This is a genomic window from Rhodococcus sp. F64268 (genome assembly GCF_023015605.1).
In the GTDB taxonomy this organism is placed as follows: domain Bacteria; phylum Actinomycetota; class Actinomycetes; order Mycobacteriales; family Mycobacteriaceae; genus Rhodococcus.
This window is the reverse complement of the sequence record NZ_JALKAI010000008.1, coordinates 80,501-105,919: the sequence shown is the minus strand read 5'-3', so window position 1 is coordinate 105,919 and position 25,419 is coordinate 80,501. Positions and strand designations below refer to the sequence as shown.

26 protein-coding genes are annotated in these 25,419 nt (G+C 66.5%); 19 read left to right on the top strand and 7 right to left on the bottom strand.

Going from position 1 to position 25,419, the window contains the following annotated elements:
- Nucleotides 1–14 precede the first annotated feature (14 nt).
- The 9 genes from MWU77_RS18695 (at nt 15) to MWU77_RS18655 (ending at nt 9,716) form a co-directional block, all read left to right on the top strand.
- Nucleotides 15–1,598, top strand: a complete 1,584-nt coding sequence (locus tag MWU77_RS18695) for an anthranilate synthase component I (protein WP_247274461.1) — start codon at nt 15–17, stop codon at nt 1,596–1,598.
- On the top strand, nt 1,598–2,308 hold the full coding sequence (locus MWU77_RS18690; RefSeq protein ID WP_247274460.1) for a TIGR02234 family membrane protein: 711 nt from the start codon (nt 1,598–1,600) through the stop codon (nt 2,306–2,308). The genes MWU77_RS18695 and MWU77_RS18690 overlap by 1 nt, the downstream gene beginning before the upstream one ends.
- 90 nt (nt 2,309–2,398) lie before the next feature.
- Nucleotides 2,399–3,208, top strand: a complete 810-nt coding sequence (trpC, locus tag MWU77_RS18685) for an indole-3-glycerol phosphate synthase TrpC (RefSeq protein ID WP_247274459.1) — start codon at nt 2,399–2,401, stop codon at nt 3,206–3,208.
- Between the two features lie 138 nt (nt 3,209–3,346).
- Nucleotides 3,347–4,600: a tryptophan synthase subunit beta gene (gene trpB, locus MWU77_RS18680; RefSeq protein ID WP_247274528.1), complete on the top strand. Its 1,254-nt coding sequence runs from the start codon at nt 3,347–3,349 to the stop codon at nt 4,598–4,600.
- Entirely contained in the window at nt 4,597–5,400 is an 804-nt protein-coding gene (gene trpA, locus MWU77_RS18675; RefSeq protein ID WP_247274458.1) for a tryptophan synthase subunit alpha, read from the top strand. Before trpB ends, trpA begins: the two co-directional genes overlap by 4 nt.
- Nucleotides 5,397–6,488: a prolipoprotein diacylglyceryl transferase gene (gene lgt / locus MWU77_RS18670; protein WP_247274457.1), complete on the top strand. Its 1,092-nt coding sequence runs from the start codon at nt 5,397–5,399 to the stop codon at nt 6,486–6,488. Before trpA ends, lgt begins: the two co-directional genes overlap by 4 nt.
- On the top strand, nt 6,485–7,342 hold the full coding sequence (locus MWU77_RS18665; protein WP_374229917.1) for an NINE protein: 858 nt from the start codon (nt 6,485–6,487) through the stop codon (nt 7,340–7,342). Before lgt ends, MWU77_RS18665 begins: the two co-directional genes overlap by 4 nt.
- Nucleotides 7,343–7,410: 68 nt before the next feature.
- Nucleotides 7,411–8,832, top strand: a complete 1,422-nt coding sequence (gene pyk / locus MWU77_RS18660) for a pyruvate kinase (RefSeq protein WP_169686610.1) — start codon at nt 7,411–7,413, stop codon at nt 8,830–8,832.
- Nucleotides 8,829–9,716, top strand: coding sequence for an acyl-CoA thioesterase II (locus MWU77_RS18655; RefSeq protein WP_247274456.1), 888 nt, complete (start codon nt 8,829–8,831; stop codon nt 9,714–9,716). The genes pyk and MWU77_RS18655 overlap by 4 nt, the downstream gene beginning before the upstream one ends.
- A 19-nt stretch (nt 9,717–9,735) precedes the next feature.
- Here the strand turns inward: MWU77_RS18655 and MWU77_RS18650 are convergent, their stop codons facing one another.
- The 3 genes from MWU77_RS18650 to MWU77_RS18640 form a co-directional block, all read right to left on the bottom strand.
- A complete protein-coding gene (locus MWU77_RS18650; RefSeq protein WP_247274455.1) occupies nt 9,736–10,191 on the bottom strand; it encodes a MarR family winged helix-turn-helix transcriptional regulator in 456 nt (151 codons plus the stop codon).
- Nucleotides 10,188–10,805: a DJ-1/PfpI family protein gene (locus tag MWU77_RS18645; protein WP_247274454.1), complete on the bottom strand. Its 618-nt coding sequence runs from the start codon at nt 10,803–10,805 to the stop codon at nt 10,188–10,190. The genes MWU77_RS18650 and MWU77_RS18645 overlap by 4 nt, the downstream gene beginning before the upstream one ends.
- Before the next feature lie 135 nt (nt 10,806–10,940).
- Entirely contained in the window at nt 10,941–11,264 is a 324-nt protein-coding gene (locus tag MWU77_RS18640) for a pyrimidine/purine nucleoside phosphorylase (protein WP_247274453.1), read from the bottom strand.
- A 735-nt stretch (nt 11,265–11,999) separates the two neighbouring features.
- Between MWU77_RS18640 and MWU77_RS18635 the strand changes: the two genes are divergently transcribed.
- From MWU77_RS18635 to MWU77_RS18620, 4 genes are read left to right on the top strand one after another with little or no spacing between them, the layout of a single operon-like run.
- Nucleotides 12,000–12,656, top strand: a complete 657-nt coding sequence (locus tag MWU77_RS18635) for a hypothetical protein (RefSeq protein ID WP_247274452.1) — start codon at nt 12,000–12,002, stop codon at nt 12,654–12,656.
- A 4-nt stretch (nt 12,657–12,660) separates the two neighbouring features.
- On the top strand, nt 12,661–13,497 hold the full coding sequence (locus MWU77_RS25020; protein ID WP_247274451.1) for an NIL domain-containing protein: 837 nt from the start codon (nt 12,661–12,663) through the stop codon (nt 13,495–13,497).
- Entirely contained in the window at nt 13,494–14,162 is a 669-nt protein-coding gene (locus MWU77_RS18625; RefSeq protein ID WP_247274450.1) for a methionine ABC transporter permease, read from the top strand. Before MWU77_RS25020 ends, MWU77_RS18625 begins: the two co-directional genes overlap by 4 nt.
- Nucleotides 14,163–14,169: 7 nt before the next feature.
- Complete coding sequence (locus MWU77_RS18620) at nt 14,170–14,943, top strand: 2-phosphosulfolactate phosphatase (RefSeq protein WP_169686633.1); 774 nt, start codon at nt 14,170–14,172, stop codon at nt 14,941–14,943.
- A gap of 91 nt (nt 14,944–15,034) precedes the next feature.
- Here the strand turns inward: MWU77_RS18620 and MWU77_RS18615 are convergent, their stop codons facing one another.
- On the bottom strand, nt 15,035–15,175 hold the full coding sequence (locus MWU77_RS18615; protein ID WP_169686635.1) for a hypothetical protein: 141 nt from the start codon (nt 15,173–15,175) through the stop codon (nt 15,035–15,037).
- On the opposite strand from MWU77_RS18615, the gene MWU77_RS18610 reads away from it, so the two are divergent.
- A complete protein-coding gene (locus MWU77_RS18610) occupies nt 15,174–15,623 on the top strand; it encodes an LGFP repeat-containing protein (RefSeq protein ID WP_247274449.1) in 450 nt (149 codons plus the stop codon). The genes MWU77_RS18615 and MWU77_RS18610 overlap by 2 nt on opposite strands.
- Here the strand turns inward: MWU77_RS18610 and MWU77_RS18605 are convergent, their stop codons facing one another.
- A complete protein-coding gene (locus MWU77_RS18605; RefSeq protein ID WP_169686637.1) occupies nt 15,624–16,166 on the bottom strand; it encodes a hypothetical protein in 543 nt (180 codons plus the stop codon). It lies immediately after the preceding gene.
- An 87-nt stretch (nt 16,167–16,253) separates the two neighbouring features.
- Between MWU77_RS18605 and MWU77_RS18600 the strand changes: the two genes are divergently transcribed.
- A complete protein-coding gene (locus MWU77_RS18600) occupies nt 16,254–16,751 on the top strand; it encodes a GbsR/MarR family transcriptional regulator (RefSeq protein WP_247274448.1) in 498 nt (165 codons plus the stop codon).
- Between the two features lie 42 nt (nt 16,752–16,793).
- Here MWU77_RS18600 and MWU77_RS18595 read toward each other — a convergent pair whose 3' ends face one another.
- Nucleotides 16,794–17,828, bottom strand: a complete 1,035-nt coding sequence (locus MWU77_RS18595; RefSeq protein ID WP_247274447.1) for an iron-siderophore ABC transporter substrate-binding protein — start codon at nt 17,826–17,828, stop codon at nt 16,794–16,796.
- 202 nt (nt 17,829–18,030) lie between these two features.
- Here MWU77_RS18595 and MWU77_RS18590 point away from each other — a divergent pair, with 202 nt between their 5' ends.
- From MWU77_RS18590 to MWU77_RS18580, 3 genes are all read left to right on the top strand, one after another.
- On the top strand, nt 18,031–19,713 hold the full coding sequence (locus MWU77_RS18590) for an ABC transporter ATP-binding protein (protein WP_247274526.1): 1,683 nt from the start codon (nt 18,031–18,033) through the stop codon (nt 19,711–19,713).
- Nucleotides 19,710–21,515, top strand: a complete 1,806-nt coding sequence (locus MWU77_RS18585) for an ABC transporter ATP-binding protein (protein WP_374229914.1) — start codon at nt 19,710–19,712, stop codon at nt 21,513–21,515. Before MWU77_RS18590 ends, MWU77_RS18585 begins: the two co-directional genes overlap by 4 nt.
- Nucleotides 21,516–21,750: 235 nt before the next feature.
- Entirely contained in the window at nt 21,751–22,053 is a 303-nt protein-coding gene (locus MWU77_RS18580) for a hypothetical protein (protein ID WP_169686644.1), read from the top strand.
- A gap of 61 nt (nt 22,054–22,114) precedes the next feature.
- Here the strand turns inward: MWU77_RS18580 and MWU77_RS18575 are convergent, their stop codons facing one another.
- Nucleotides 22,115–22,519: a hypothetical protein gene (locus MWU77_RS18575; RefSeq protein ID WP_247274446.1), complete on the bottom strand. Its 405-nt coding sequence runs from the start codon at nt 22,517–22,519 to the stop codon at nt 22,115–22,117.
- Nucleotides 22,520–23,008: 489 nt separating this feature from the next.
- On the opposite strand from MWU77_RS18575, the gene MWU77_RS18570 reads away from it, so the two are divergent.
- Entirely contained in the window at nt 23,009–25,366 is a 2,358-nt protein-coding gene (locus tag MWU77_RS18570) for an Hsp70 family protein (protein WP_169686648.1), read from the top strand.
- Nucleotides 25,367–25,419: the final 53 nt, after the last annotated feature.

Below are 25,419 nucleotides of genomic sequence, written 5' to 3'. Positions count from 1 at the left end.
GGGATGATGGGCGCATGTCCGGCGAGCCCACCACCATTCCCTCAGCCACCACGACCGCGTCCGCCGGGGGGCGGTCCGATACGACGACCTCCCGTGCGCAGTTCAGGGCCCTCGCAGCCGAGCATCGCGTGGTCCCGGTGACCCGCAAGGTGCTCGCCGACGCGGAGACTCCGCTGTCGGCCTATCGGAAGCTCGCGGCCGACCGGCCCGGCACCTTCCTGCTCGAGTCCGCGGAGAACGGCCGGTCCTGGTCTCGCTGGTCGTTCATCGGCGCGGGGAGTCCGGCTGCGCTGACCGTCGTCGACGGTCAGGCGGCATGGTTCGGTCACGTACCCAGTGGTGCGCCATCGGGTGGGAATCCGATCGAGGTGCTCCAGGAGACCCTCTCGTTGCTGCATACGGACCGCATGCACGGCCTGCCGCCGCTCACTGGCGGCATGGTCGGTTATCTCGGCTACGACATCGTCCGTCATCTCGAGAAGCTGCCCTCGCTCGCGGTCGACGATCTTCGAATCCCCGAGATGGTCATGCTGCTGGCGACCGATCTCGCGGCGGTCGACCACCACGAGGGCACGATCTGGCTGATTGCGAACGCGGTCAACTGGGACGGCTCCGATGAGCGTGTGGACGAAGCCTACGACGATGCGCTCGCGCGACTCGACCGCATGACCGCCGACCTGGCGGCACCCGCGCGCTCGACCGTCGCCACCTTCTCGAAGCCGGAACCCGACTATCGGCGTCAGCGCACCACCGAGTCGTTCTGTGCCGACGTGCGCAAGCTCATCGGAGATATCGAAGCGGGTGAGGCATTTCAAGTCGTGCTCTCGCAGAGATTCGAAATCGATTGTGAAGCAGAGCCGTTCGACGTGTACAGAATGTTACGTGCCTCGAACCCGAGTCCGTATATGTTCCTGATGCACATCCCCGACGCCGACGGCCGAAGGGCGTTCTCTATCGTCGGATCGAGCCCCGAGGCGCTCGTGACCGTTACCGACGGCGTTGCCACCACCCATCCCATCGCAGGCACTCGCTGGCGCGGCAAGGACGAAGAGGAGGACATCCTTCTCGAGAAGGACCTCATCGCCGACGAGAAGGAGAACGCCGAGCACCTCATGCTCGTCGATCTCGGCCGCAACGACCTGGGGCGCGTGTGTGAGCCCGGCACCGTGAAAGTGCACGACTACCGGCACATCGAGCGTTACAGCCATGTCATGCATCTCGTGTCGACCGTGACGGGACATCTTGCCGAGGGCAGAGACGCCCTGGACGCGGTGACCGCGTGTTTCCCCGCCGGAACGCTGTCGGGTGCACCCAAGGTCCGCGCCATGGAACTGATCGAGGAACTCGAACAGACCCGCCGCGGCATCTACGGCGGGATCGTCGGATACCTCGACTTCGCAGGTGATGCCGACACCGCCATCGCTATCCGCTCGGCCCTCGTCAAGAACGGGGTCGCCTATGTGCAAGCCGGCGCCGGTGTGGTTGCCGATTCCGTGCCGGAGGCGGAGGACACCGAAGCGCGGAACAAGGCGATGTCCGCGCTCGCTGCGGTGGCCGCAGCGGCCACAGTGACCCCGTTCGGAGGCGACGTCGAGTGATGGACCGGGAACCTACGGAGCCGGCACCCGGCGCAGGCGTCGACCGGCCGGTGAGGCGCCGTTCACCCACGTTGGCGGCGCTACTCCTCGTCGTAGCGGCCACGGCCTTGTGGGCGTCGAGTCGTATGACCTGGGTGCAGGTGGACTCGGCCGATGGTCTCGGAGCCGACCGGGTCACCGACCTGGACGGCGGCACCTGGGCGGCTGCGACCACGCCGCTGGCCTTGGCGTTGCTCGCCGCGGTGGCCGCGGCATTCGCGGTGCGCGGTCGCGCGGTTCGTATCGTGGCGGGCGCAGTGGCGCTGGTGGCCGTGGCGGCGGCGATTCCGGTGGTGCAGTTGTTCGGCTCGGGCGTGGATCCGGACGCTGCCGCGCGGGTTGCCGACCTCCCCGACCGGGCCACGGTGGTCGCCACCGAGATCTTCCCGCTGCCCGCAATCCTCGCGGGCCTCGGTGCGTGCGTGGCACTGGCAGCGGCTGTCGCACTGTGGCGCACCCCGAGCGCTCAGGCCGGCCTGTCCTCGAAATACGACGCTCCGGCCGCACGCCGTGAAGCCGCCGCGCGCGGCGCCGGGACGGACGAGCCGTTGACCGAGCGAACCCTGTGGGACAGCATCGATGCGGGGCACGATCCGACTGTCGGTGACGAGGACGACGATGCCGATAACGGCGCCGATGAGGATTCGGGCGAATCGGGGACCCGCCGCTGAGTCCTGTCTCGAGACGGACTAGGCTGGACCGTACTTCCGATGAAGTTGATCACATCGGGATTGACATGGGGCGAAAGGACTCGAGCCACGATGACAGTTCTCGACTCGATTCTCGAAGGAGTGCGCACAGACGTCGCAGCTCGGGAGGCGGCCGTCGATTTCGCTTCCGTCAAAGCCGCCGCGGCCGCCGCGCCCTCGCCGATCGACGCCAAGGCAGCGTTGCTCGAACCGGGCATCGCGGTAATTGCCGAGGTGAAACGTGCGAGCCCGTCGAAGGGTGCGCTCGCCGATATCGGCGATCCAGCAGAGCTGGCGATGGCGTACGAGGCCGGTGGTGCACGCGCGATCAGCGTGCTGACGGAGGAGCGTCGCTTCCGCGGTAGTCTCGCCGATCTCGACGCGGTGCGTCGCGCTGTGCGTATTCCGGTGCTGCGCAAGGATTTCGTGGTTGGTCCGTACCAGATTCACGAGGCCCGCGCCCACGGCGCCGACATCGTGTTGCTGATTGTCGCCGCACTCGAACAGACCGTGCTGCACTCGCTCATCGAGCGCGTCGAATCGCTCGGGATGACCGCCCTCGTCGAAGCGCACACCGAGGAGGAGGCCGACCGCGCGCTCGAAGCCGGTGCCAGCGTCATCGGAATCAACGCGCGGAACCTGAAGACCCTCGAGGTCGACAAGAACACCTTCGGTCGCATCGCGCCCGGGCTGCCCTCCGACGTCCTCAAGATCGCCGAGTCCGGCGTTCGGGGACCGGCGGACCTGCTCGCGTACGCGGGTGCGGGGGCGGACGCAGTGCTCGTAGGTGAAGGCCTCGTCACCAGCGGCGATCCTCGTCAGGCCGTTGCGGAGCTCGTCACCGTGGGTACGCACCCGTCGTGCCCGAAGCCTGCGCGCTGAGCGTCGCCTCCGCGCGCGGTCCACACCGGCGCCGGATCCGCGCAACCCGGCGGTGAACATACGCCGGCGGTGGGGCAGACTGGTCGGGTGACTGCAGACGATCCCGCACTGTCCGCCAAGGGGCGCGGACTTCCCCTCATGAGCGAAGCTGTCTCGACTTCGACCGCGCATGAACCCGATTCCGGAGGGCATTTCGGCGTATTCGGCGGGCGCTATGTTCCCGAGGCGCTCATGGCGGTCATCGAGGAGGTCACCGCGGCGTTCGAGAAGGAGCGCACCGATCCGGGTTTTCTTACCGAACTCGACCGGCTTCAGCGCGATTACACCGGGCGTCCGTCGCCCGTCTACGAAGCCGCTCGCCTGAGTGAGCATGCCGGGGGCGCCCGCATCCTGCTCAAGCGCGAAGACCTCAACCACACCGGCTCGCACAAGATCAACAACGTGCTGGGTCAGGCGTTGCTCGCCAAGCGTATGGGCAAGACCCGCGTCATCGCCGAGACCGGAGCGGGCCAGCACGGCGTCGCGACTGCCACCGCGTGCGCCCTGCTCGGGCTCGAATGCCGCGTGTACATGGGTGAGGTCGACACCGAACGCCAGGCACTCAACGTCGCCCGTATGCGCTTGCTCGGCGCCGAGGTGATTCCCGCGAAGACCGGCTCGCGCACCCTCAAGGATGCGATCAACGAGGCGATGCGCGACTGGGTCACCAACGCCGACAACACCTACTACTGCTTCGGCACCGCTGCCGGACCGCACCCGTTCCCCGCGATGGTCCGCGATTTCCAGCGCATCATCGGGCTCGAGGCGCGCGCGCAGGTCCGCGAGCTGACCGGCCGTCTGCCCGACGCTGTCGTCGCGTGCGTCGGCGGCGGATCCAACGCGATCGGAATCTTCCACCCCTTCATCGACGACGCGTCGGTCAAGCTCGTCGGCTTCGAAGCCGGCGGCGACGGCGTCGAGACCGGCCGTCACGCCGCGACCATCGGGGGCGGTACCCACGGTGCGCTGCACGGCGCGTACTCGTACCTGTTGCAGGACGAGGACGGCCAGACCATCGAATCGCACTCGATCTCGGCGGGGCTCGACTATCCCGGCGTCGGGCCCGAGCATTCGTGGCTCAACGACAGCGGTCGTGCGGAATACCGAGCGATCACCGACGCGGAAGCGATGAACGCTTTCGGGCTGCTGTGCCGCACCGAGGGGATCATTCCTGCGATCGAGTCCGCACACGCCGTCGCGGGCGCACTGAAGCTCGGACCCGAGCTCGGAGACGGCGCGATCATCCTCGTGAACCTGTCGGGACGCGGCGACAAGGACGTCGACACCGCGGCCAAATGGTTCGGGTACCTCCCGGCCGACAACGACACCAGCACCGAAGGAGCAGCGCAGTGAGCGCCCCGCACGAACGCCTCAGCGAGATCTTCGCGACCTGCCGCGCCGAGAAGCGTGCTGCACTCGTCGGATATCTCCCCGTCGGATACCCCACGGTCGGCAAGTCGATCGAGGCCATGGGCACCCTCGTCGAGGGCGGGTGCGACCTCATCGAGGTCGGCATCCCCTACAGCGATCCGGTGATGGACGGCACCACCATTCAGGACGCCGCGTTCGAGGCGATCGCGAACGGCGTGCGAGTGCGCGACGTGTTCACGGCCGTCGAGGCCATCACCGCGGCCGGCGGTGCGGCCGTCGTCATGACCTACTGGAATCTCGTGATGAAGTACGGCGTCGAGAACTTCGCCCGCGACCTCGCGGCCGCTGGCGGACTCGGCATCATCACCCCGGACCTGATCCCGGACGAGGCCGCCGACTGGATCGCCGCGTCCGACAAATACGGACTCGGGCGCACCTTCCTCGTGGCGCCGTCGTCGACGAACGAGCGCCTGGTGAACACCCTCGAGCAGTGCCGCGGATTCGTCTACGCCACATCCACGATGGGTGTGACCGGTGCGCGCGACGCCGTCGACAATCGTGCACCCGAACTCGTCGCCCGGGTTCGTGCGCACTCCGACATCCCGGTCGGTGTCGGACTCGGTGTCCGCAACGGTGCTCAGGCCGTCGAGATCGCCGCTTATGCAGACGGTGTCATCGTCGGATCGGCGCTTGTCAGCGCTGTTGCTCAGGGGCCCGACGCGCTGCTGGCCCTGACACAGGATCTCGCGAAGGGCGTGCGCTCCGCTACCGTGGCGTCGTGACTTCGACCGCAACCGTCCTGGCCTACCTGCCCAGCCCACCACAAGGCGTCTGGTACGTGGGGCCGTTGGCCCTCCGTGCCTACGCGCTCTGCATCATCGTCGGCATCATCGTCGCGATCTGGTGGGGCGATCGCCGTTGGGTCGCCCGCGGAGGCCGGGCCGGCACGGTCCTCGACATCGCGGTGTGGGCGGTGCCCTTCGGTCTTATCGGCGGTCGCCTCTACCACGTCGCGACCGACTGGCAGAAGTACTTCGGTGAGGGCGCCGATCCCATCGATGCCTTGAAGATCTGGGAGGGTGGCCTCGGCATCTGGGGGGCGGTGGCCTTCGGCGCGGTCGGCGCCTGGATCGGCTGCCGCCGGAGGGGGATCCCGTTGCCGGCGTTCGGTGACGCCCTCGCGCCCGCGATTCTGCTCGCGCAGGCCATCGGCCGGCTCGGAAACTGGTTCAACCAGGAACTCTACGGCCGCGAGACCACGGTGCCGTGGGGCCTCGAGATCTACGAGCGCACCGACGACGCCGGCCGGAGCGCACCGGGTCTGATCGACGGCGTCTCGACCGGTGAGGTCGCGTTCGTCGTCCACCCGACGTTTCTCTACGAACTGTTGTGGAACGTGGCGATCGTCGTTCTGCTGGTGCTCGTCGATCGTAAGTTCGCGATCGGTCACGGCCGTCTCTTCGCGCTCTACGTGGCAGGGTACTGCGCCGGCCGATTCTGGATCGAACTCATGCGCGCCGACACCGCGACCGAGATCGCCGGTATCCGCGTCAACACCTTCACCTCCGGCATCGTGTTCGTGCTCGCCGTCGCGTACGTGATCTTCGCGCGCAAGGGCAGGGAAGCACCCGAGACTCTCGACCCCTCTGCATCGAAGTCCGACGATGCCGCAGTGAGCAGCGCGGCCGCCGGGGAAGGGCCGGCCGGTAAGGACGGGGACGCCGGTAAGGACGACACCGATACCGAGAGGACCGATCGTGGTGAGCAGCACTCGAACACGAGGGGCGAGACACCGGATCCGGACAAGTCCGATTCCGCCGGTAAGGTCGGGAACGGCACGCCCGGCACCAGCAAGGGGGAGACTCAGTGACCACACCCGATTCCGGTAACTCGGACAAGCGTGGCGACGCGTCGGAGCGCGATTCTGTCGACGGGCCGGATCTGCGTAAGAAGAGCGACTCCGCATCACAGTCGCCTCCTGAGAACTCTGCCGAGGTCACCCACGAGTTCGGCAGGACCTTCGACTACGACGCGACTGCGCAGGCGTCACTGTCCGAGCAGCCGCCCACCGCGGAATCGCTCGGTGGATCCGTCGGTACGCCGGGGCCGGGGTGGGATACCTACTCGGGAATGGGCAACGGCCCGGGGTGGGGCACTACGCCGAGCTACCCGCCGCCGTCGGAGAACCCGCAGTCCGACTATCCTGCGCCCGGAAGCGCCGAGTTCGGTGCAGCTGCACCACACTCGTACCCGAACGGTCCGCAGCAGGGGTTCCCGCCGCAGTACGGCACGCCGGGTCCGGTCTACGGCACTCCCGATCCGCAGTACCCGATCGGCGGCGCCCCCGGGTATTTGCCGCCGAACCCGCCCGGTGTCCCGCATGATCCCTACGGAAACCCGCAACCGTACGGTGCGTACGGACCACCGCCCGCCTACCCCGGCGGACCGGCCGGATTCGTCGATCCATCTGCACCCTACGGCCGGGATCCCTACACAGGTGAGCCGTTCTCCGACAAATCCAAGGTCACAGCGGGTCTTCTCGAGATTCTGCTCGGCGCATTCGGTGCCGGCCGCTTCTACCTCGACCAGCCCGGGATGGCGATCGCCCAGATCGCTGTCACGTGGCTGACCTGCGGTATCGGCGGCATTTGGCCGCTGATCGACGGCATCATGATGCTCACCGGCAAGGTGCGCGACAACCATGGACGTCCGCTGCAACCTTAGTGAAGCGGCTACCAGCCGGTAACCGATGCGAAATGGTGGCGCAGGATAGAGGGGACTAGGCTCGTCTCGTGACCCGACGCACCAAGATTGTTTGCACCATGGGGCCCGCGACTGCCGATCCCGATGTTCTCCGAGAACTCGTAGATGCCGGCATGAACGTGGCCCGACTCAACTTCAGCCACGGAGAACATTCAGAACACGAGGGCCACTTCAACCGTGTCCGCGCGGCCGCCGAGGCCACCGGGAACGCAGTGGGTGTCCTCGCCGACCTGCAGGGCCCGAAGATCCGTCTCGGACGCTTCGCCGAGGGGCGCACCGTGTGGGAGAACGGCGAGATCGTGCGCATCACCGTCGACGATGTCGAGGGCACGCACGATCGGGTGTCGACCACCTACAAGCAACTCGCGGCGGACGCTGTCGCGGGCGACCGGCTCCTCGTCGACGACGGCAAGGTCGGTCTCGTCGTCGAGTCCGTCGAGGGCAACGACGTGATCTGCCGCGTCACCGAGGGCGGACCGGTCAGCAACAACAAGGGCGTGTCCCTTCCCGGCATGAACGTGTCCGTTCCGGCGTTGTCGGAGAAGGACATTGCCGATCTCGAGTTCGCGCTCCGGCTCGGAGTCGATTTCATTGCCCTCTCGTTCGTCCGCTCCCCGGCGGACATCGAACTCGTGCACGAGGTCATGGACCGGGTCGGGCTTCGCCTCCCGGTCATCGCCAAGCTCGAGAAGCCCGAAGCGATCGAGAACCTCGAGGCCGTGGTTCTTGCCTTCGACGCGGTGATGGTGGCGCGCGGCGACCTCGGTGTGGAGCTTCCCCTCGAGGAGGTGCCGCTGGTGCAGAAGCGCGCCATCCAGATCGCGCGCGAGAACGCCAAGCCGGTCATCGTCGCGACACAGATGCTCGAGTCGATGATCGAGAACTCTCGGCCGACCCGCGCCGAGGCCTCGGATGTCGCCAACGCGGTGCTCGACGGTGCCGACGCGGTGATGCTTTCCGGTGAGACATCTGTCGGCAAGTTCCCGATCGAGACGGTCAAGACCATGGCGCGGATCGTCTCCGCGGTCGAGTCGGACTCGACGGACGTGCCTGCGCTGACCCACGTGCCGCGCACCAAGCGCGGCGTGATCTCCTACGCGGCGCGCGACATCGGTGAGCGCCTCGACGCGAAGGCTCTGGTGGCGTTCACCCAGTCGGGCGACACCGTTCGCCGCCTCGCGCGCCTGCACACCCGGCTGCCTCTGCTTGCGTTCACGCCCGTACCGCACATCCGCAACCAGCTCGCGCTGACATGGGGCACCGAGACGTTCTCGGTCGAACCGGTGGACACCACCGATCAGATGGTCGAACAGGTCGACCTCGCGTTGCTGTCGCTGGGCCGGTACCAGCGCGGCGACCTCGTCGTCATCGTCGCTGGCGCGCCTCCGGGACGCTCCGGGTCGACGAACCTCATCCACGTGCACCGACTGGGGGAGAAGGACACTCGGTGACAGACCATGAGTCCGCGGGGGATACTTCCCGCGACCTCGACGTGCTCCTCGGTCTGCTCGATCTCGAGCAGACCGAGGAGCACGTCTTCGTGGGGCAGCACCCGAAGCAGACCGGGTCTCGTACGTTCGGGGGTCAACTCGTCGCACAAGGGCTCATCGCCGCCGGGCGCACAGTCGGTGATCGGCCGGTGCATGCGCTCAACGCCCATTTCATCCGGGGTGGCGACGTCAAAGCACCGATCGAATATCACGTCACCTCGCATCGTGACGGCCGCGATTTCGCCAACCGCATGGTCACCGCCGTGCAGGACGACCGTGAGCTGTGCGTGATGCTCGTGGCATTCCAGCGCTGGGGTAAAGGCCTCGAGCATTCGGTCGAGGTGCCCGAAGTGCCTATGCCGGAAGCTCTTCCGCCGATCGGTGACCGGCTTCGCGGCTTCGAAGAGCAGTTGCCGCACTTCGTCGGTGCACTCAAGCCCATCGACATGCGTTACGCGAACGACCCGGCGTGGGTGCTTCGGGGTACCGGCGAACGCCTGAACCACAACCGGGTGTGGATGCGCTCCGACGGAGACCTCCCTGACGATCCGATGCTCCATGTGGCAACGCTCGCCTACGGGTCCGACACCACGGTGCTCGATTCGATTCTGACGACGCACGGACTGTCGTGGGGCTTGGACCGCATCGTCGCCGCCACGGTCAATCACTCGATCTGGTTCCACCGCCCGCTGCGCTTCGATGATTGGCACCTGTACGCCACGGAATCTCCGGTGGCCGCGGGATCGCGGGGCATGGCGCTGGGTCGCTACTTCACCCTCGAAGGTGAATTGGTGGCGACGGTAGTGCAGGAAGGGCTCGTGCGGCACTTCCCACGTCGTTCCTGAGTGCGATCGCTGATGCGGATCAGCCCTCGGCGATCGAGTCGAGGGCCGTGGTGAGTCGGCGCATCGCGTCGAGTGCCGCGCCGAGTTCGTCCCTTCCCATCGCCTCGATGAGCCGTGCGGCAGCGGCCGCGTGGGTGGGGTCCAGCGCGGTCACGGCGTCGAGTCCGGTCTGGGTCGGTGCCACGAGTTTTGCGCGTCGGTGCGCGGGATTCGGCCGATACTCGGCCATGCCACGCTCGACGAGCAGATCGGCGATGCGTTGTACGCTCTGCCGGGTGATTCCCATCTCGCGGGCTATCGCGGCGACGGGCAACGGCTCACGCAGCACGGCTCCGAGCACCTGCCACCACGCGGCGGTCAGGCCGACTGGTCGCGCCAGAGTCTCGGCGAGCGCCAGGAACTGACCGTTGAGGCGGAAGGTGGTGAGCGCGACTCCGCTGAGCAGGTCTTGATCGGTGCGGGGCGGCGTGGTCACTGCTGCTGTTCCATCAGCGCGTAGAAGCCCGCGGGGTTGCGGTCTGCGTACAACGCGAACCATGCGTCGAGGACCTCCGGCTCGTAGATGTCGAGCCGCTCGAATATGGCGCGCGCGAAGTGGACGGGAGCAACACCGGAGGCGGTGATCAGGCCCCGATCGGCCACCGCGGGTTCGTCACGGTAGAGGGCGCTGCCTCCATAGCCGACTTCTTCGAGGAACTCGGCGGCGTTGCTGGTGTGGGTGCGATCGTCGAGGAGTCCGGCGGAGGCCAGGGCGCCGGTGGCGCCACAGATCGCAGCGACCGGGACATCTGCGTCGAGGAACTCGCGGGCCTTGCCGGTGAACGGGGCGTACGCGTCGGTATTCCAGATGTCGTTGCCCGGAAGGATCAGCATGGCGCTGTCGTGCGGCCGGAGTTCGTCGAGGGTCAGATCCGGAATGATCCGCAACCCTCCTCTCGTCGTGATCGGATCGCGAGTTGCGCCGACCGTGGTGACGGCGAGGCTTCCGGGGTTCTTCTGGAACTCGGGATCGTTGATTCCCGCGACGGCGTATCCGTATTCCCAGTCGGCGAGTGTGTCGTACAGGGCAAGGTGAACTGTTCGCATCATGACAGTATGTTGTCATTAAGGCAGTGTACTGTCAATAGTTGTTGATCATCTCGGGTGCGACGTGACTCGCGCCGCAAAACGAAGCGCCCCGCGTGACGTGCTCGGCGGGACGCTCCGTTCGGAAGGAAGAAGTGGTCAGCCGTAGTGGCAGACATAGCTGACGGTTTCGGTGACCTCGATGTCGAATGATGAGTTGCCGGGCACGGAGAACGTGTCGCCGGCGCGGTAGGACGTCCAGTCCTCACTGCCCGCCAACCGGATTCGGCAAGTGCCGCTGTGCAGTTCCATGGCTTCGGGAGCGTCGGTGCCGAAGTTCAGTGTGGCGGGGAGGATCACGCCGGCCGTCTTACGGGTGCCGTCGGCAAGGTGGAACGTGTGGCTTACACACGCGCCATCGAAGTAGACGTTGGCGCGCGGGTCGAGCGTGACGTTGGTGTAGGTCGGGGTCGGATCAGTCATGCGCTGGAGCGTAGCGAGGTGGGTGTGGGTCGTCGGTTGGAGGGGTCTGTCGTGGCCCCGCGCTGTCTAACCGACTGGTGGGTTCGAGATCCTCCGGTGTCGACGACTAATTCTGGAGTGTCCTCACGGTCGTTGGGCTCGGCCGATCGTGTCGAGTTCGGGCACCGTCTCTTCAGGTCTTGGTGGCAAGGAACTCCGGCGCGAGATGCGGTTCGCTGCGGATGTGAAGTATCAGATGCGGATGTGAAGCATCGAGACCGCTGTCACGGCGATACACCGCAAGTCGGTAGTGCGGGTCTGTGGCCGGTCGCACGGGCGCGGATTTGCCTGGCGGATTACCTTGCCGCCCCGCAGGATTCGGCGAACAGTCTCACGACTGATTGCCTGCACCACCTTGCGGACGGTCGGATGTTCCGGGTCGGGCTACTGGCCTCAATCTTTATCGAGTCCCGCCTCGCGGACTTGCATGTGTACCTCGTGCGGTGTGGCACATGGCTTGGATTCGGTGGCTACAACACGCACGCCCATTCTGCCGTGTCGCTCTCGAGGGATCGCATGATTGCGGACTATGGCACGAGGATGTCGAACCACGCGCAGCTGATCCAGCACTGGCTCACATAGTTGAGTCGGCTGGGGCGCCGGTTCGGGCGGGAGGACCCCGAGCCGAGAGAGGGTTCCCCGGCATGTACGGCGAGTACGATTGTAGAAACGTACTTCACGTGTCGGAGGTGTGAGATGGCCGAGAATCGAACACGGCGGAAGGTGATCAAGACGCCGACCTCGAAAAGCGGGGGTACGTCGCGCGTGGTCGCGGGACGGCGTTACCGGTTGAGTGGCGCGCGTGCGGGCGAGAGCCGTGGCGTGGAAGTGGCCGGCGGGTTCGTGGAGTACGTGACCCGGAATGCGCCGCGACAGGAGTGGGCGCTGATCGCGAAGCTGCTTCTCGATGAGGCGTTCGCTGACCCGGCGGGGGCCCGGGCCGGGTACCGGGCGGGGGCGGCGGCAGAGCGGCGGCAGTCGTTGCTCGACAAGGTGGCCACCCTCAAAGCAGGGGAGGTAGGCCGGGTGCTGGCACCGCGGGCGGGAGAATCGCGGACTTTGGTGAAGAAGTTGCGTGACGAGGGTGTGTTGCTCGGACTGCCGCTGGGGCGCCGCCCCGACTACCACTATCCGGCGTTCCAGTTCGACACGGTGCACCACCGGGTGTGGCCGATCGTGGCGTACGCCAACAGCAGGCTGGGGGCTGCCGAGGACCCGTGGGGGGTCACATCCTGGTGGCGCACCCCGTCCGACATCCTCGATGGCCGCACCCCGTTGCAGGAACTCGAGGACGGCGATCTGACCGAGATCGCCGTCGACAACATGATCAGCATGGCCGAGCGGGGAATGTAGGGGAGTGGGGGCCTACAACGGCAATCCGGCGAACATCGACACCATCGCGGAGGGAACACCGGTGTGGCGGGTGCGCTGGACGTCCTCGGCGTATCCTCCGAACGCTTTCAATCGCAGCAACATCGCGCCCTGGGTTGATGCACGCACCCTCGACGTCCGCGCGACGGTCCTCCCGACGCAGGGGCGTTTCGAGCCGGTTCACGACCCGGCGGTGTGCTCGGGTGGGGCCGCGCTGGGCGGTTATTTGTATCTCGGGTTGTCTGTGGGTGCGGTGGTCGCCGAAGGCGTTCTTCGTGGTCAGGACATCCCACCGGACTTGATCATCCGAAAGCGGCTCATGGCCGGCAAGTCCTTGACGCAACTCGTGCTGGACGACGACGTCGACATCGCAGTTGTGGACGGGCAGCGGAACCTGATCCGGCTCGGCCAGGATGCTTCCCTGGCGGCATGCACCTCCGCGGCCAGGCTCGAAGCCGGCTGCATCGTCGAAACCGGTCGCATCTCCGATCTCGTTGCAGATCCTCGCTCAGCGCTCGGCGCCGCGATCGTACCGGTGGGCGACGATCCGTCGGCCGGGGCGATCAGCGACACTGCGCTCGTCACCGCGATCGGCGACGACGCACACGGGCCGTGGCTGTCGGAGATGATCCGCGAACTCGACACCGGCGTCGCCGTGGTCGGCGGTCGCGTCGAGAAGGTCGGCGACAGTACCGTCGGCAGGCTGCGCCTGCGTTTCGACGTCGGCGTCGATCGCGCTCGGATCGCCCGATTCGTCGACGAACGTGAGCACCTGACGCTGTCGTGGGGGACCGACACCGACCTCGAGGGGTTGTCCGAATGAACAAGACCGCCTGGTACGAGGTATTTCCCGAAGTCTGGGTCGCGACACTCGAGACGCTCTACATGGTCGGGGTCTCGTTTGTGCTCACCGTGATCGGCGGAATACTCGTCGGGATCATCCTCCAGATCACCGGTCCGACGGGGCTGTGGCCACAGCCGCTGATCAACAGTGTGCTCGGGGTGGTCGTCAACCTGTTCCGCTCGCTGCCGTTCCTGATCCTGCTCATCGCCCTGATCGGCGTGACCCGGTTCATCGTCGGCACCGCGATCGGACCCACCGCCGCGATTGTGCCGCTGACGATCGGCGCAATCCCGTTCTTCGCGCGCATCGTCGAATCCGCGTTGCGCGAAGTGCCCCGCGGACGCGTTGAGGCGGCGGAGGTGATGGGTGCGACGAACACGCAGATCGTGCGCAAGGTGTTGCTTCCGGAGGCGACGACCGCGCTCGTGTCCGGCGCGACACTCACCCTGGTCCTACTCGTCGGATACTCGGCGATGGCCGGTGTGATCGGGGCAGGCGGTCTCGGCGACTTCGCGCTCGTCTACGGCTACCAGCGCTTCAACACCCCGGTGCTGCTCGTCGCCGTGGTCGTGCTGATCGTGATGGTGCAGATCATGCAGTCGATCGGCGACACGATCATCAGACGAATGGCACACCGACGTTGATGCTCGGATGAACACCACACATAGGCAGTTCGATTCGCGGATCCGATTCGACTGGGGTGCGACGGGCGCCGCTGCGATCGCGGACACAGCGGATGTCGCGGTCGTGGTGGATGTCCTGTCGTTCACCACGACGCTGTCCGTCGCGCTCGACGCAGGCATCGAGGTTCTGCCGTACCGCTGGAGGGACGAGACCGCGGCGGACTACGCGGCCGCACACGACGCCGCGCTCGCGGTGCGGCGCAGTGAAGGCACCGAAGGCACGGTGAGTCTGTCGCCCGGCACGATCCGCGCGGCCCGCGGAATCGAGCGGCTGGTGTTGCCGTCGCCGAACGGATCGTCGATCGCCTACACACTGCAGTCGGCGACGTCGATATGTCTCGGTGCGTCGCTGCGGAACTTCCATGCCGTGGCCGAGTGGATCACGCGGCAGCATCCGACCGCTGTGGTCGCTGTCGTCGCGGCGGGGGAGAAGTGGCCTGACGGCTCTTTGCGGCCGGCAGTGGAAGATCTGTGGGGCGCGGGCGCGGTGATCGCCGAATTGGTGGAGACATGCGGACCGCAGTCGTTGTCACCCGAAGCCGATCAAGCGCGCTGCGCATGGGCCGCAATCGCCGATCGAGTCACCGGTGCCCTCCGCGACTGTGCTTCGGGTCGAGAACTCGCCTCGATCGGATTCGCTGACGACGTTGCGATCGCCTCGGAGGTGCGAGGCAGCACGTGCGTTCCGACACTTCACGATCACCGGTTCGTCGATGCCTCGAGTACCGGGTGTGCACGATGAGGATCTCCGTCACCAGGCGATGATGGTCCGGTCGGCAAGCTCGGTTCGAGTGGGCGGAGTGATAGGGCAGGAGCCCACGCGTATGTCAGCGTCAGCTGAGTCCGCCGGAACCTGTGGTCGCGTCCGCGGCACCGCTGGAACCCGCGGTCGCGTCTGCGCCGCCGTCGATTGCTCCGGTGGTCGACCAGCGACGTAGTCGGTTCGCTCGGAGCTGGAAGTTGTTGGCGACCATGGGAGTTCTGGTCGTATTGGTCGCGACTGTTCTCGTGGCAACCCAGTTCTCGCCGTTCGATTCGAATGAGTCGTCCGCGTCGGCGACCTATTCCACAACGATGCTGGGTGCCGACGGAGTCGAGTACACGGTGTCGGGAAGCCTTCTGGAGAAATATTCCGCAGCGACCGCGCCTCAGAAGGCGGACCTCGGACAGCCGTTGGGTGCCGAGAAGACCAACCCTGACGGAAAATACCAGTGGTTCGTCGGTGGTGTGATCATTCAAAAGGACGGTAACCCGCCGTATATCGTCTGGGGCGAGATACGCAACAAGTGGAACGTGCTCGGTGGAAGTCAGGGGGCACTGGGCTACCCGACGAGCGATGAGATCGATATCGATGGAGTGAAGGTCAGTACCTTCGAGAACGGCACGATCACTTTCGACGACGGCATCGTCACCGTCCGCTGATCACCACACCAGGGTTTCACCGCCCACGCGAACTCGGCCGAAGAAGCGTTTACCGATATCCGCGCCGTCGCGGTTGTATCGGTTCATGAGGTCGGCGAGTTCGTCGACGAGCGCTCGTAGTGCTGGGCCGACGGTCGCGATGCCGTATTCCGGAACCCATCCCCATTCCTGCGGGACGTTGTCGAGAGCGATGACGATCTCGGAATCATGGGGAGCCGAGACCGTGTAGATGATCTCGGCGGGGGCATCGGCGATCGGGTCGGACATGGCGGGTTGTCCTGATTGCGTCGACGTTGTGAAGGCCACGCGCGTGAGTGCGATGTCCTCACGGATCATCTCGGCTATGCGCGACACGCTCGCGTGTCGGCCGGCACGGTGGTGCCTCGTGCCGTATGTCCGGTCGCCGGATCCCTGCGGGATGCGCGTGGTGGTCAGGATCCGGTCGAGCATGCGCTGCGCCGCGGCGCGTTCACCGTCGCCGGTACGAGGATGGTCGATCAGTGCTCGCAGACGCACTATTCGCATGCTCACGTTCCCGGCCATGCACGAAGACTATCGCGAGACCGTACCGAGGTCCGCGGACGCACCGCCCCCGCAGGGGACGAGAAGCGGGTTGCGACAATATCTGTCATGAGCAGTTCCCGCGGGGTGGAGGACGCCGACGACGTTCGGTCGTGGTTCGTCGAACGATTCGCCGACTACTGGCAGACGGGTGGAGCATCGAGAATCGAGGGGCGCATCGCGGGATACCTCCTCGTCGACGAATCCGGTGGGGTCAGTGCCGACGAACTCGCCCGCGCTCTGGGAGCCAGTCGAGGCTCGGTATCGACGTACACACGGCGTCTCGTCGCGCGCGGGTTCGTGCAGCGGGTCCGCCGCACGGGCGAGCGCGCTCACTTCTTCGTGATGGCCGACGACGTCTGGGGCGGCTTCCTCGACATCGAGGAAGAGTATCTGCGTAGCCAACGGGCCCTCGCCGAGGAAGCGCTCGCGCGGGTGAACCCGGAATCGGCAGCGCATGTCCGGGTCGAGAACATGCGCGACTACATGGGCTGGCTGCTGGACAACCGCAAACTCGGTGCCGAGTGGAAGCGGTTCAAGGCGGCACGCGACGACAAAAGAGGGTGAGGCGGAGCAAAGTCCGCCTCACCCTCTCGGTGTGCCGGCCGGCTACCGGTCGAGCTTCGCAATAGCCTCGTCGATCAGCGGAACGTAACGGTCGAGGGCCCACGGCACCGTGAGCGGGTTGATGATCGACGACCCGGTGACGAACGGCTGCTCTTCGGGAGCCACGATCGAACCCCGCGAGATTGCCGGGATCTGCTGGTAGACCGGCTGTGCCTCGATCTCGGCGCGATTGCCGGGATCGCTGTAGAAGGTGAAGATCAGGTCGGAGTCGGCGAGCAGATGCGCGTTCTCGAGTCCGATGACCGACGAGTCGGTGCCCTCGGTCTCCTCGAGGGTGTCCACGACCGGGTCGACGGTGAGCCCGAGTCCACGGACCATTGCGACACGCTGCTCGTCTGCGAGGAACACGCCGAGCGTCGCGGGGCCGGTGTTGTAGATGTAGGAGAAGCTCACGTCCTGGTATTCGGGATGCTCGGCGGCTGCATCTGCGAACGTGTCGTCGATCTCGGTGATGAGGTCGAGGGCCTCGTCGTGCTTACCCATCGCGGTGCCGATCGTCTCGATCTGCTCCTGCCAGGTGATGGTCCAGGGCAGTTCCGGGTAGGCGACGGTCGGTGCGATGCCCTCGAGCATGTCGTACTGATCCTGGGTGACTCCGGACCACGGAGCGAGGATCAGATCGGGTTCCAGCGCTGCGATCGCTTCGATATCGACTTCCGTTCCGCCGGTGAACTGGGCGGGTAGTTCTTCGCCGCGCTCGGTCAGTTCTTCGTGGATCCACGGCAGATAACCGGTCTCGTCGCTGCCCCACGGGTACTCTTCGATACCCACCGGGACCGTGCCGAGTGCGATCACTGTCTCCGCGGATCCCATTCCGAGCGTGACGATGCGTTCGGGGGCCTCGGTGATCTCGGCAGTGCCGAGAGCGTGTTCGATGGTCACCGGTTCGAAGTCGCCGGACGCGGCAGTGTCGGATCCGCTGTCACCGCTCGAGCATGCCCCGAGCACGAGTGCACCGGCTGCGACCATCGCGATGAGCTGGGGCCGGCGCAGGGCACGGCCGAGTCTGTTGTGCATGGATACCTTTCGACGGGGCGGGGCGAGGGGACGTCCCACCGAACTGTCGGGTCAGCCTAGCCTTACCTAGCTATGACTTTCAAAAATTCTGAAACTTCAGGCGGCGGACGAGTCCTCGGCACCTTCCTCACCTAGGGTGAACCCGGCACAGACAGGAGATTCGGTGGACAAGCTGCACCAGGCGGTGCGCGGAAACGCGCTGATGTGGCAGATCCTGCGTCGACACCGCGCACGCATGACCGTTGCCGTGGTGCTGTGCGGACTGCACCAGTTGTTCGAGGCGCTCGTCCCGGTCGCCATCGGCGCGATCGTCGCGAACGCAATCGCCCCAGGCGACCGGACCGCGATGGTGGGCTGGTTGATCGCACTCGCATTGCTGTTCACTGCCCTCACCTACTCCTGGCGTCTCGGCGCGCGCCTCGTCGTTGCAGCGATGGAAGGCGAAGGCCACCGGCTCCGCGTCGAGGTCACCGACACCCTCCTGCGCCCGCGCGGTGTCCGCACCGAGATGCGCGCGGGAGAACTGCTCTCCGTTGCCACCTCGGATGCCGATCGCACAACATGGATCCTCGACCTCGTCGCCCGGGCTGTTGCGAGCGCGGTCGCGGTGATCGCGACGGCAGTGATCCTGTTCGTGATCGATGTGCCGCTCGGGCTCGGCGTTCTCGTCGGCACCGCCGCGCTCCTGGCGGCACTGCACTTCGCCGCACCTGTCATCGCACACCGCACGGCCGAGCAGCAGGCCCGCATCGGAACCGCGTCGGCCGTCGCGACAGACCTCGTCACCGGACTGCGTCCGCTGCGCGGCATCGGCGGTGAGACCGAAGCAGGGCAGCGATTCCGTGCTGTCAGCGCCGACGCGCTGACCGCCACGCTCAGCGCGGCGAAGGTCCGCTCGCTGTTCGCGGGTGTCTCCACCGCCTCGAGCGCATTGCTTGCCGTAGCGGTCGCAGGCTGGGCGGGGTGGCTGGCACTCAGCGGCCGGATCAGCCTCGCCGAGGTGATCACGGTCGTGGGCCTTGCTCAATTCCTGATAGAGCCGCTCACTACGTTGGCTCGGGTCCCAGCGATCGTCGCAGCGTCACGCGGGTCGGCCGACCGCGTGGCGCGCGTGCTCGACAGCGCGCCGCTGCTGCACCCCGGCAACAACGACGTGACCCACAGTGAGCGGGGGCCGGTACTCGAACTCGCCGATCTCCGGTACCGGACGCTCGAGGGTCTCGACCTCACCGTCGAACGCGGTGAGTTCGTCGGAATCGTGGCGTACCGGCCGGAGGACGCCGACGCACTGTTCGCGCTGCTGTCCTCGCAGGTCCCTGCTGACGACTACAGCGGCACGTTCACTGTCGGATCGGTGCTCGCCCGCGATCTTCCGATCGAGCTGGCCCGCACCCTGATCCTTGCCGAACCGCACGATACGTTCCTGTTCGCGGGCACCCTGGGATCCAACATCACCGCGGGGCGCGGTCCTTCCGCGTCTATCGACCTCGAACGCGCGCTCGACGCATCCGCTGCCCGCGACGTCGTGGACCTGCATGCCGCCGGACTCGATCACCCGGTCGGCGACGACGGCACGACGCTGTCCGGCGGTCAGCGGCAGCGCATCGCACTGGCACGGGCGCTCGTCGCCGACCCGCCGGTGCTTGTCCTGCACGACCCCACCACCGCGGTGGACTCGGTCACCGAATCGAACATCGCGGCGGGCCTCCTCGAACTCCGGCACGGAACCGACCCACGTACCACGATCGTCCTCACCTCGAGCCCCGCGCTTCTCGCCGCCGCCGACCGTGTCGTCGTGATCGACGACGGTCGCGCCGTCGTCACCGAGACTCATCACCGACTCGCCGAGACCGACGCGGTGTACCAGGCGGCGGTGATTCGATGACCGAGATGATCCCCGACGCCGACCGCCGCCTACTTCCGGTCGCTACCGCGCGCGAATCGTGGGCCTGGCTGGGCCGGGCGGTTCGCCGGAAATCATCGGTCGCTGCAGCAGCAGTCGTCACGGCCGCGCTGGGCGCCGCAGCCACCGTGCTACCCGTCTACATGTTCGGGGTGCTCGTCGACCGTGTTCGAGAGTCGGCGCCGATGTCCGCACTCGGCGGGATCGTCGCGATCATCGCGATTGCGGCGATCGCAGCGGGCGTGTTCACCGGCCTTGCCGGGTATTTTGTTGCGGTGCTGGGGTCCACTGTGCTTGCGCGCCTGCGCGAAGCGGTGGTGATACGCGCACTGGGACTACCGATGCGCACAGTCGAGCAGGCAGGCAAGGGTGACGTACTCGCCCGTGTCGGCGACGACGTCGCCGTCATCGACAAGGCGGTCTCCGAGGCCGTTCCGCCGGTGATCTCCGCGCTGTTCCTCGTCGCGGTGAGCCTGACGACGATGGTCGGAATCGACTGGCGCCTGGGACTGGCCGGCGCGATCGCCGTCCCGATGTACACGTTGGCGCTGCGGTGGTACCTGCCCCGGTCCGCTCCTCGATACGCCGCGCAGCGTGTGGCGATGGGAGCGCGATCCCAGGCTCTGATCAGCAGCATCCAGGGGCAGCGCACCGTTCGGGCCTACGGCGCCGAAGCTGTACATCGAGACCTCGTGGACCAGGCATCCGACCGCGCGCGGCTGCTCGGCATCGATGTGTTCTCGATCTTCGCGCGCTTCGCGAGCCGCGGAAATCGCGCCGAGTACGTGAGCCTGGCATGCATCCTGGCTGCGGGCTTCGTACTCGTCGACGACGGGTCGGTCTCGGTCGGCCAGGTCACCGCCGCGGCGCTGCTGTTCCACCAGTTGTTCAATCCGCTCGGTGCGATCCTGTTCACCTTCGACGAAGTGCAGTCGGCCGGTGCAAGTCTGGCGCGGCTGGTCGGCGTCGTCTCCATCCAGGACACGCCACCGGTGGCCGACCCTCGCGTACCTTCCGATTCGGGCCTACGGCTGAGCGGCATCCGTCACGGTTACGACGGGCACGAGGTACTCCACGGCATCGACCTGACGATTGCCCCTGGCGAGCGGATCGCACTGGTCGGCCCGACCGGGTCGGGCAAGAGCACACTCGCGGCGATTGCAGCAGGCAGCATCACCCCGGACTCGGGTGAGGTGTTGCTGGGCGGAGTGCTGCTCGCCGAGTTCGCAGCAACACTCCGCGATCGTCTCGTGATCGTGACCCAGGAGGTACACACCTTCGCAGGTACACTGCGCGACGACCTGCGACTTGCCGTGCCGCACGCTGACGACCGGATGGTCGATGCTGCGCTCGCCGAGGTGGGTGCGTCCGGCTGGGTTCGTGCGCTGCCCGGCGGCATCGACACGGTGGTGGGCGAGGGCGGTCATCGGCTCACTGCCGCACAAGCGCAGCAACTCGCGCTCGCCCGCGTCCTTCTTGCCGACCCCGCGATCGTGATCCTCGACGAGGCGACTGCCGAAGCCGGAAGTGCTGGGGCCAGGGATCTCGAGAGTTCGGCGGCCGTCACGGTGCTCGGCCGGACCTCGCTGGTGGTAGCGCACCGGCTCACCCAGGCGGTCACCGCGGACCGGATCGTCGTGCTCGAGCACGGACTCGTCTGCGAATCGGGAACCCACGAAGAATTGATTGCTGCAGGAGGGCAGTATGCGCGGCTGTGGGCCACCTGGTCGGGCAACGACGCGCCGGAGGGCAGGACGCCCGAGGGCGCGACGAATGACGAATGACGAATAAGGCCGGTCTTCCCCTCGTTACAACAGCTTGGTGACGCACCACAGGGTAGTTGCGAGATTTTCATCACATTTGGTAGTGTTTTGTTATCCGCTACGATGCCGGCCCGGCCGTGGCGGATGAAGAGCGGAACTTTCGGTCCATTCGGATACCGCGGTCGCGTCGGTCAGGCTCGGCTCTGTCGACGAGATGCGATCGAGTCCGCTCCGGGGTGGGAAACGGGAGGGAATCATGGGCGAACATCACGCCGAGTCGGGGGACCGGTCGTCACAGGGCAGAGCGTTGGCCATCCTCGTTCTGTCCGCAGCACTCATCGTCGGAACGACGGTGGTCATGGTCACCGGATCCGTTGTGGCAGGTGTTCTCTACGGTGCGCTCACGGGTGTGGGCGTCGTCGTGGCGTACCTGATGATCACGCCGGGGCCGGCAGCAGGTCGGCTGCACACCGCTGGTGAACGAGTCCGGAACCTGCGCCGAACGCATCCGCGGGGAGCAGTCGCAGTACGGGGGCGTGGTAAACACTCCGTCGCCTAGACGCAGCGCAGCTGTAGGTTCGTGCCGAGCGTGTCAGTAGGGCGGCGAACTGACTCGCGGTTCAGCCGCACAGCGCACCGATTTCGGCGATCACGTGATCAGAACTGCGCACCACCCACACAGCGTGTCCGTCGCGGCACGTCGGCATCAACATTCGTTGTTCGTTGATTGGCCACTGTACGAACGGCATCCCGCTGGCCAGCTGATCTTGCACCTCACCGGCGATGAGGACGGTCAGCTCCTGCACCGATTGCTCGACGTGTAGACCGCCAAATCCGAAACCCTTCAGCGCCACGGTACCCGTCGTTTTGCGCCGTGGCCGCGGCCCGGCTTCGAGCATGAGGTGACAGTAGTCGGTGTCGAGAAGCGACACCGTCCACAGGCAGTTCTGCACGTAGGTGTCGGGGCCGTGCCAGCGGCACTGCAGATCTCGCCCCACGGCGTGGCACGCACCGACGATATTCATCGGAGCGTCGTCCGGTGCATCCGGTCCGGTGATCGGAAACGTCCAAACATTCAGGTAGTTCGTCTCAGGTGAGAACACACTCTCAGCTTCGCATGGCGACGGCCGAAGAAGGTGGTGCCGGATCCGATGAGGACGCCATCCGGTGGTCCTCTCGGGCAGTACCGAGTGGACTACCTGGAATAGAACCTACCCGTGCGGGCCCGCGGCGTCGGCCGTTGCGGCAAGGCGCCGGAGTCCTGCACGTACCCGACCTCAACCTCGCTGGTCCAGGCAGTCTTTTCAGGGTCCCGCTACTGACACGAAATCGAGAAAGCGACACGCCACTTACAGGCAACTGACACGAGATCGAGAAACTGACATCGAGAACGGGAACCTACAGCAGCGGCCCGGGGAAGTCTCCGTCACGCAGCAACGCTCGATCGGTGTTCCGCGCGCCGGAGGCGCCACGGGGTCTGTATGGTCGCGTGCCGTCGCCTACTCTCGTGAGCCATGAGCATCGGAGAATGGTCGCTGGCGGTCGATTTCGGTACGTCCAACACAGCTGCCGCCGTGACCGATGCACGAACGGGCATCCATACGCTCTCGTTGACACATCAAAGCAATCTCATGGCGTCGTCCGTCTTCGTCCGGTCGGTGCCGGTGCGGTCGCTCGGCGACATCCTCGTCGGCGATGCCGCGGTCAATGCTGCTGATTCTGACCCGGGCGCGTTCGTTCCGTCACCGAAGCGACTCGTGAGTCTGCCTGCCGTCTCGGTCCGCGGCACGCCCGTTCCCCGCACAGCCCTGTTCGCAGCAGTGATCGGCACCGTCTACCACCGCGCACTGCGTCACAACAACAGCATCCCCCCCTCCCGCGTCGCACTCACGCACCCCGAAGGATGGTCGGCGGACGTGGTTGCTGTGCTCACCGATGCAGCCGCCCAGGGAGGCATCGATCCATCGACTGTGGTGACGGTGTCCGAACCGCGCGCCGCCGCGCATTTCTACTCCCGCAGCACTCCCGTCCCGGCAGGATCCGCGATCGCCGTGTTCGACTTCGGCGGCGGCACTGTCGACGTAGCGATCCTGCGTAGTACCCCGGATGCCGAATTCGAGGTCGTCACCGCCGTCGGCGACAACGGACTCGGCGGTAAGAACTTCGACGCTCTCGTCCGCAACTGGGCCGAGTCCCAGCTCGCTGACCTCAACCCTGAACTCGCCGAGTACCTGCGCGGATCCGGTCCCGACCAGTTGCAGGCGCGACGGGCCCTGGAGGAGTCCGCGCGTCGCGCCAAGGAAGTGCTCTCGGATGCGCCGTCCGCGACGGTATCCGCCGCAGGCGGCCCGTGGCGCGAGAATCTGCTCCTGACTCGTGGGGAGTTCGAAGACCTGATCGCCCCCCAGGTCGAGCAGGCTGCCGCCCTCGTCCGCACCGCGCTGACCCAGGGGCGAGTCCCGCATGATCGCTTGCAGGCCATCTATCTTACCGGTGGTTCCTCACGGATCCCCTTGGTGCACAGCATGCTTGGGCAGGTCGGCCCTGTCGCGACCCTCGACGACCCGAAAACCGTCGTCGCGCGGGGCGCGCTCGTCGCCACTGGCCGCTCCGGCAGGCCCGCGGCTGCCCCCACCGTGCCGGTGCGTGCGCCTCGGCCGGAGCCGGACCGTATCCGCACGTCCGCCCGAACTCTCACGGTGCTCGGTGCGGTAGTGGCGGTGATCGCTGCCGCCATCGGTGTGGCGGTCTACTGGCCTGATTCGGGCGCCGGTGACGGCGGTACGGCCAGCGGAGGGCCTGCGCCGTCGCTTGCGGAGAACGACGTGTTCACCGTCTCCGCAGGAGGATGGTTCACCTGCGCAGATTCTCGGGGTGATGTCAGCTGCTGGGGCCTCAACGCCTCCGGTCAACTCGGCGACGGAACCACCGATTCCCGATACTCACCTGTCTCGGTCGAACTCCCCGGACCCGTTTCCGCACTCGGCACGGGTCGCGAACACACCTGCGCGTCACTCGACAATGGCGAAACCTACTGCTGGGGATACAACACGTTCGGTCAGCTCGGCACGGGCACCACCGACCCGAGTTCAGAACCGGTGCGGATCGACATGCCTGCCGCAGTCTCCGCACTGAGCGCAGGGGAAGACCACACTTGTGCCCTCACCGACGGCGGCGAAGGCTACTGCTGGGGCCGCAACACCAACGGCCAGATCGGCGAGGAGGGGACGGACCTGATCGAATCGCCCCACCGCATCGACCTGCCCACCATGACGTCGCTGGCAGCAGGTGGCAACCACACGTGCGCGTCCACCGTCGTCGGCGACGTCTTCTGCTGGGGCGCGAATACGTCCGGCCAACTCGGCCGCGGATACACCAACGACTCCGACGTCGCGATCGCCGACCCGCTGCAAGTGGAACTCCCCGGGCCCGCCGCGTTCGTCGCGGCGGGGCGGGGACACACCTGCGCCGCACTCGAAGACACCCGGACATACTGCTGGGGTGAGAACGGCTGGGGCCAGCTCGGGGACGGCACCACCGACTCGCGATCCGAACCCGTGCAGGCTTCGCTGTCCGGGGCCGCTGCGCTCGCGGCGTCCCTGCGGCACACCTGCGCGCTGACCGAAGACAGCGCCGTCTCTTGTTGGGGCACGACGGACTGGGGTCAGCACACCAGCGCGCCCGGCACCCACTCGACCGAAGCGACTCGCGTGACACTGCCTGCAGCAGCCACGGCCATCACGACCGGTGCCGTGCACACCTGCGCGACCACGGTTGACGAGCAGGTGTTCTGCTGGGGCGAGAACGGAAACGGGGAACTGGGCAACGAATCGACGACGGCGAGTGCGGTACCGGTGCGAGTTCCCGTCTGACCACGTGAAGTACCGGGTCACTGCACCGACGCTTCGAGGCCTTCCCCCGATCG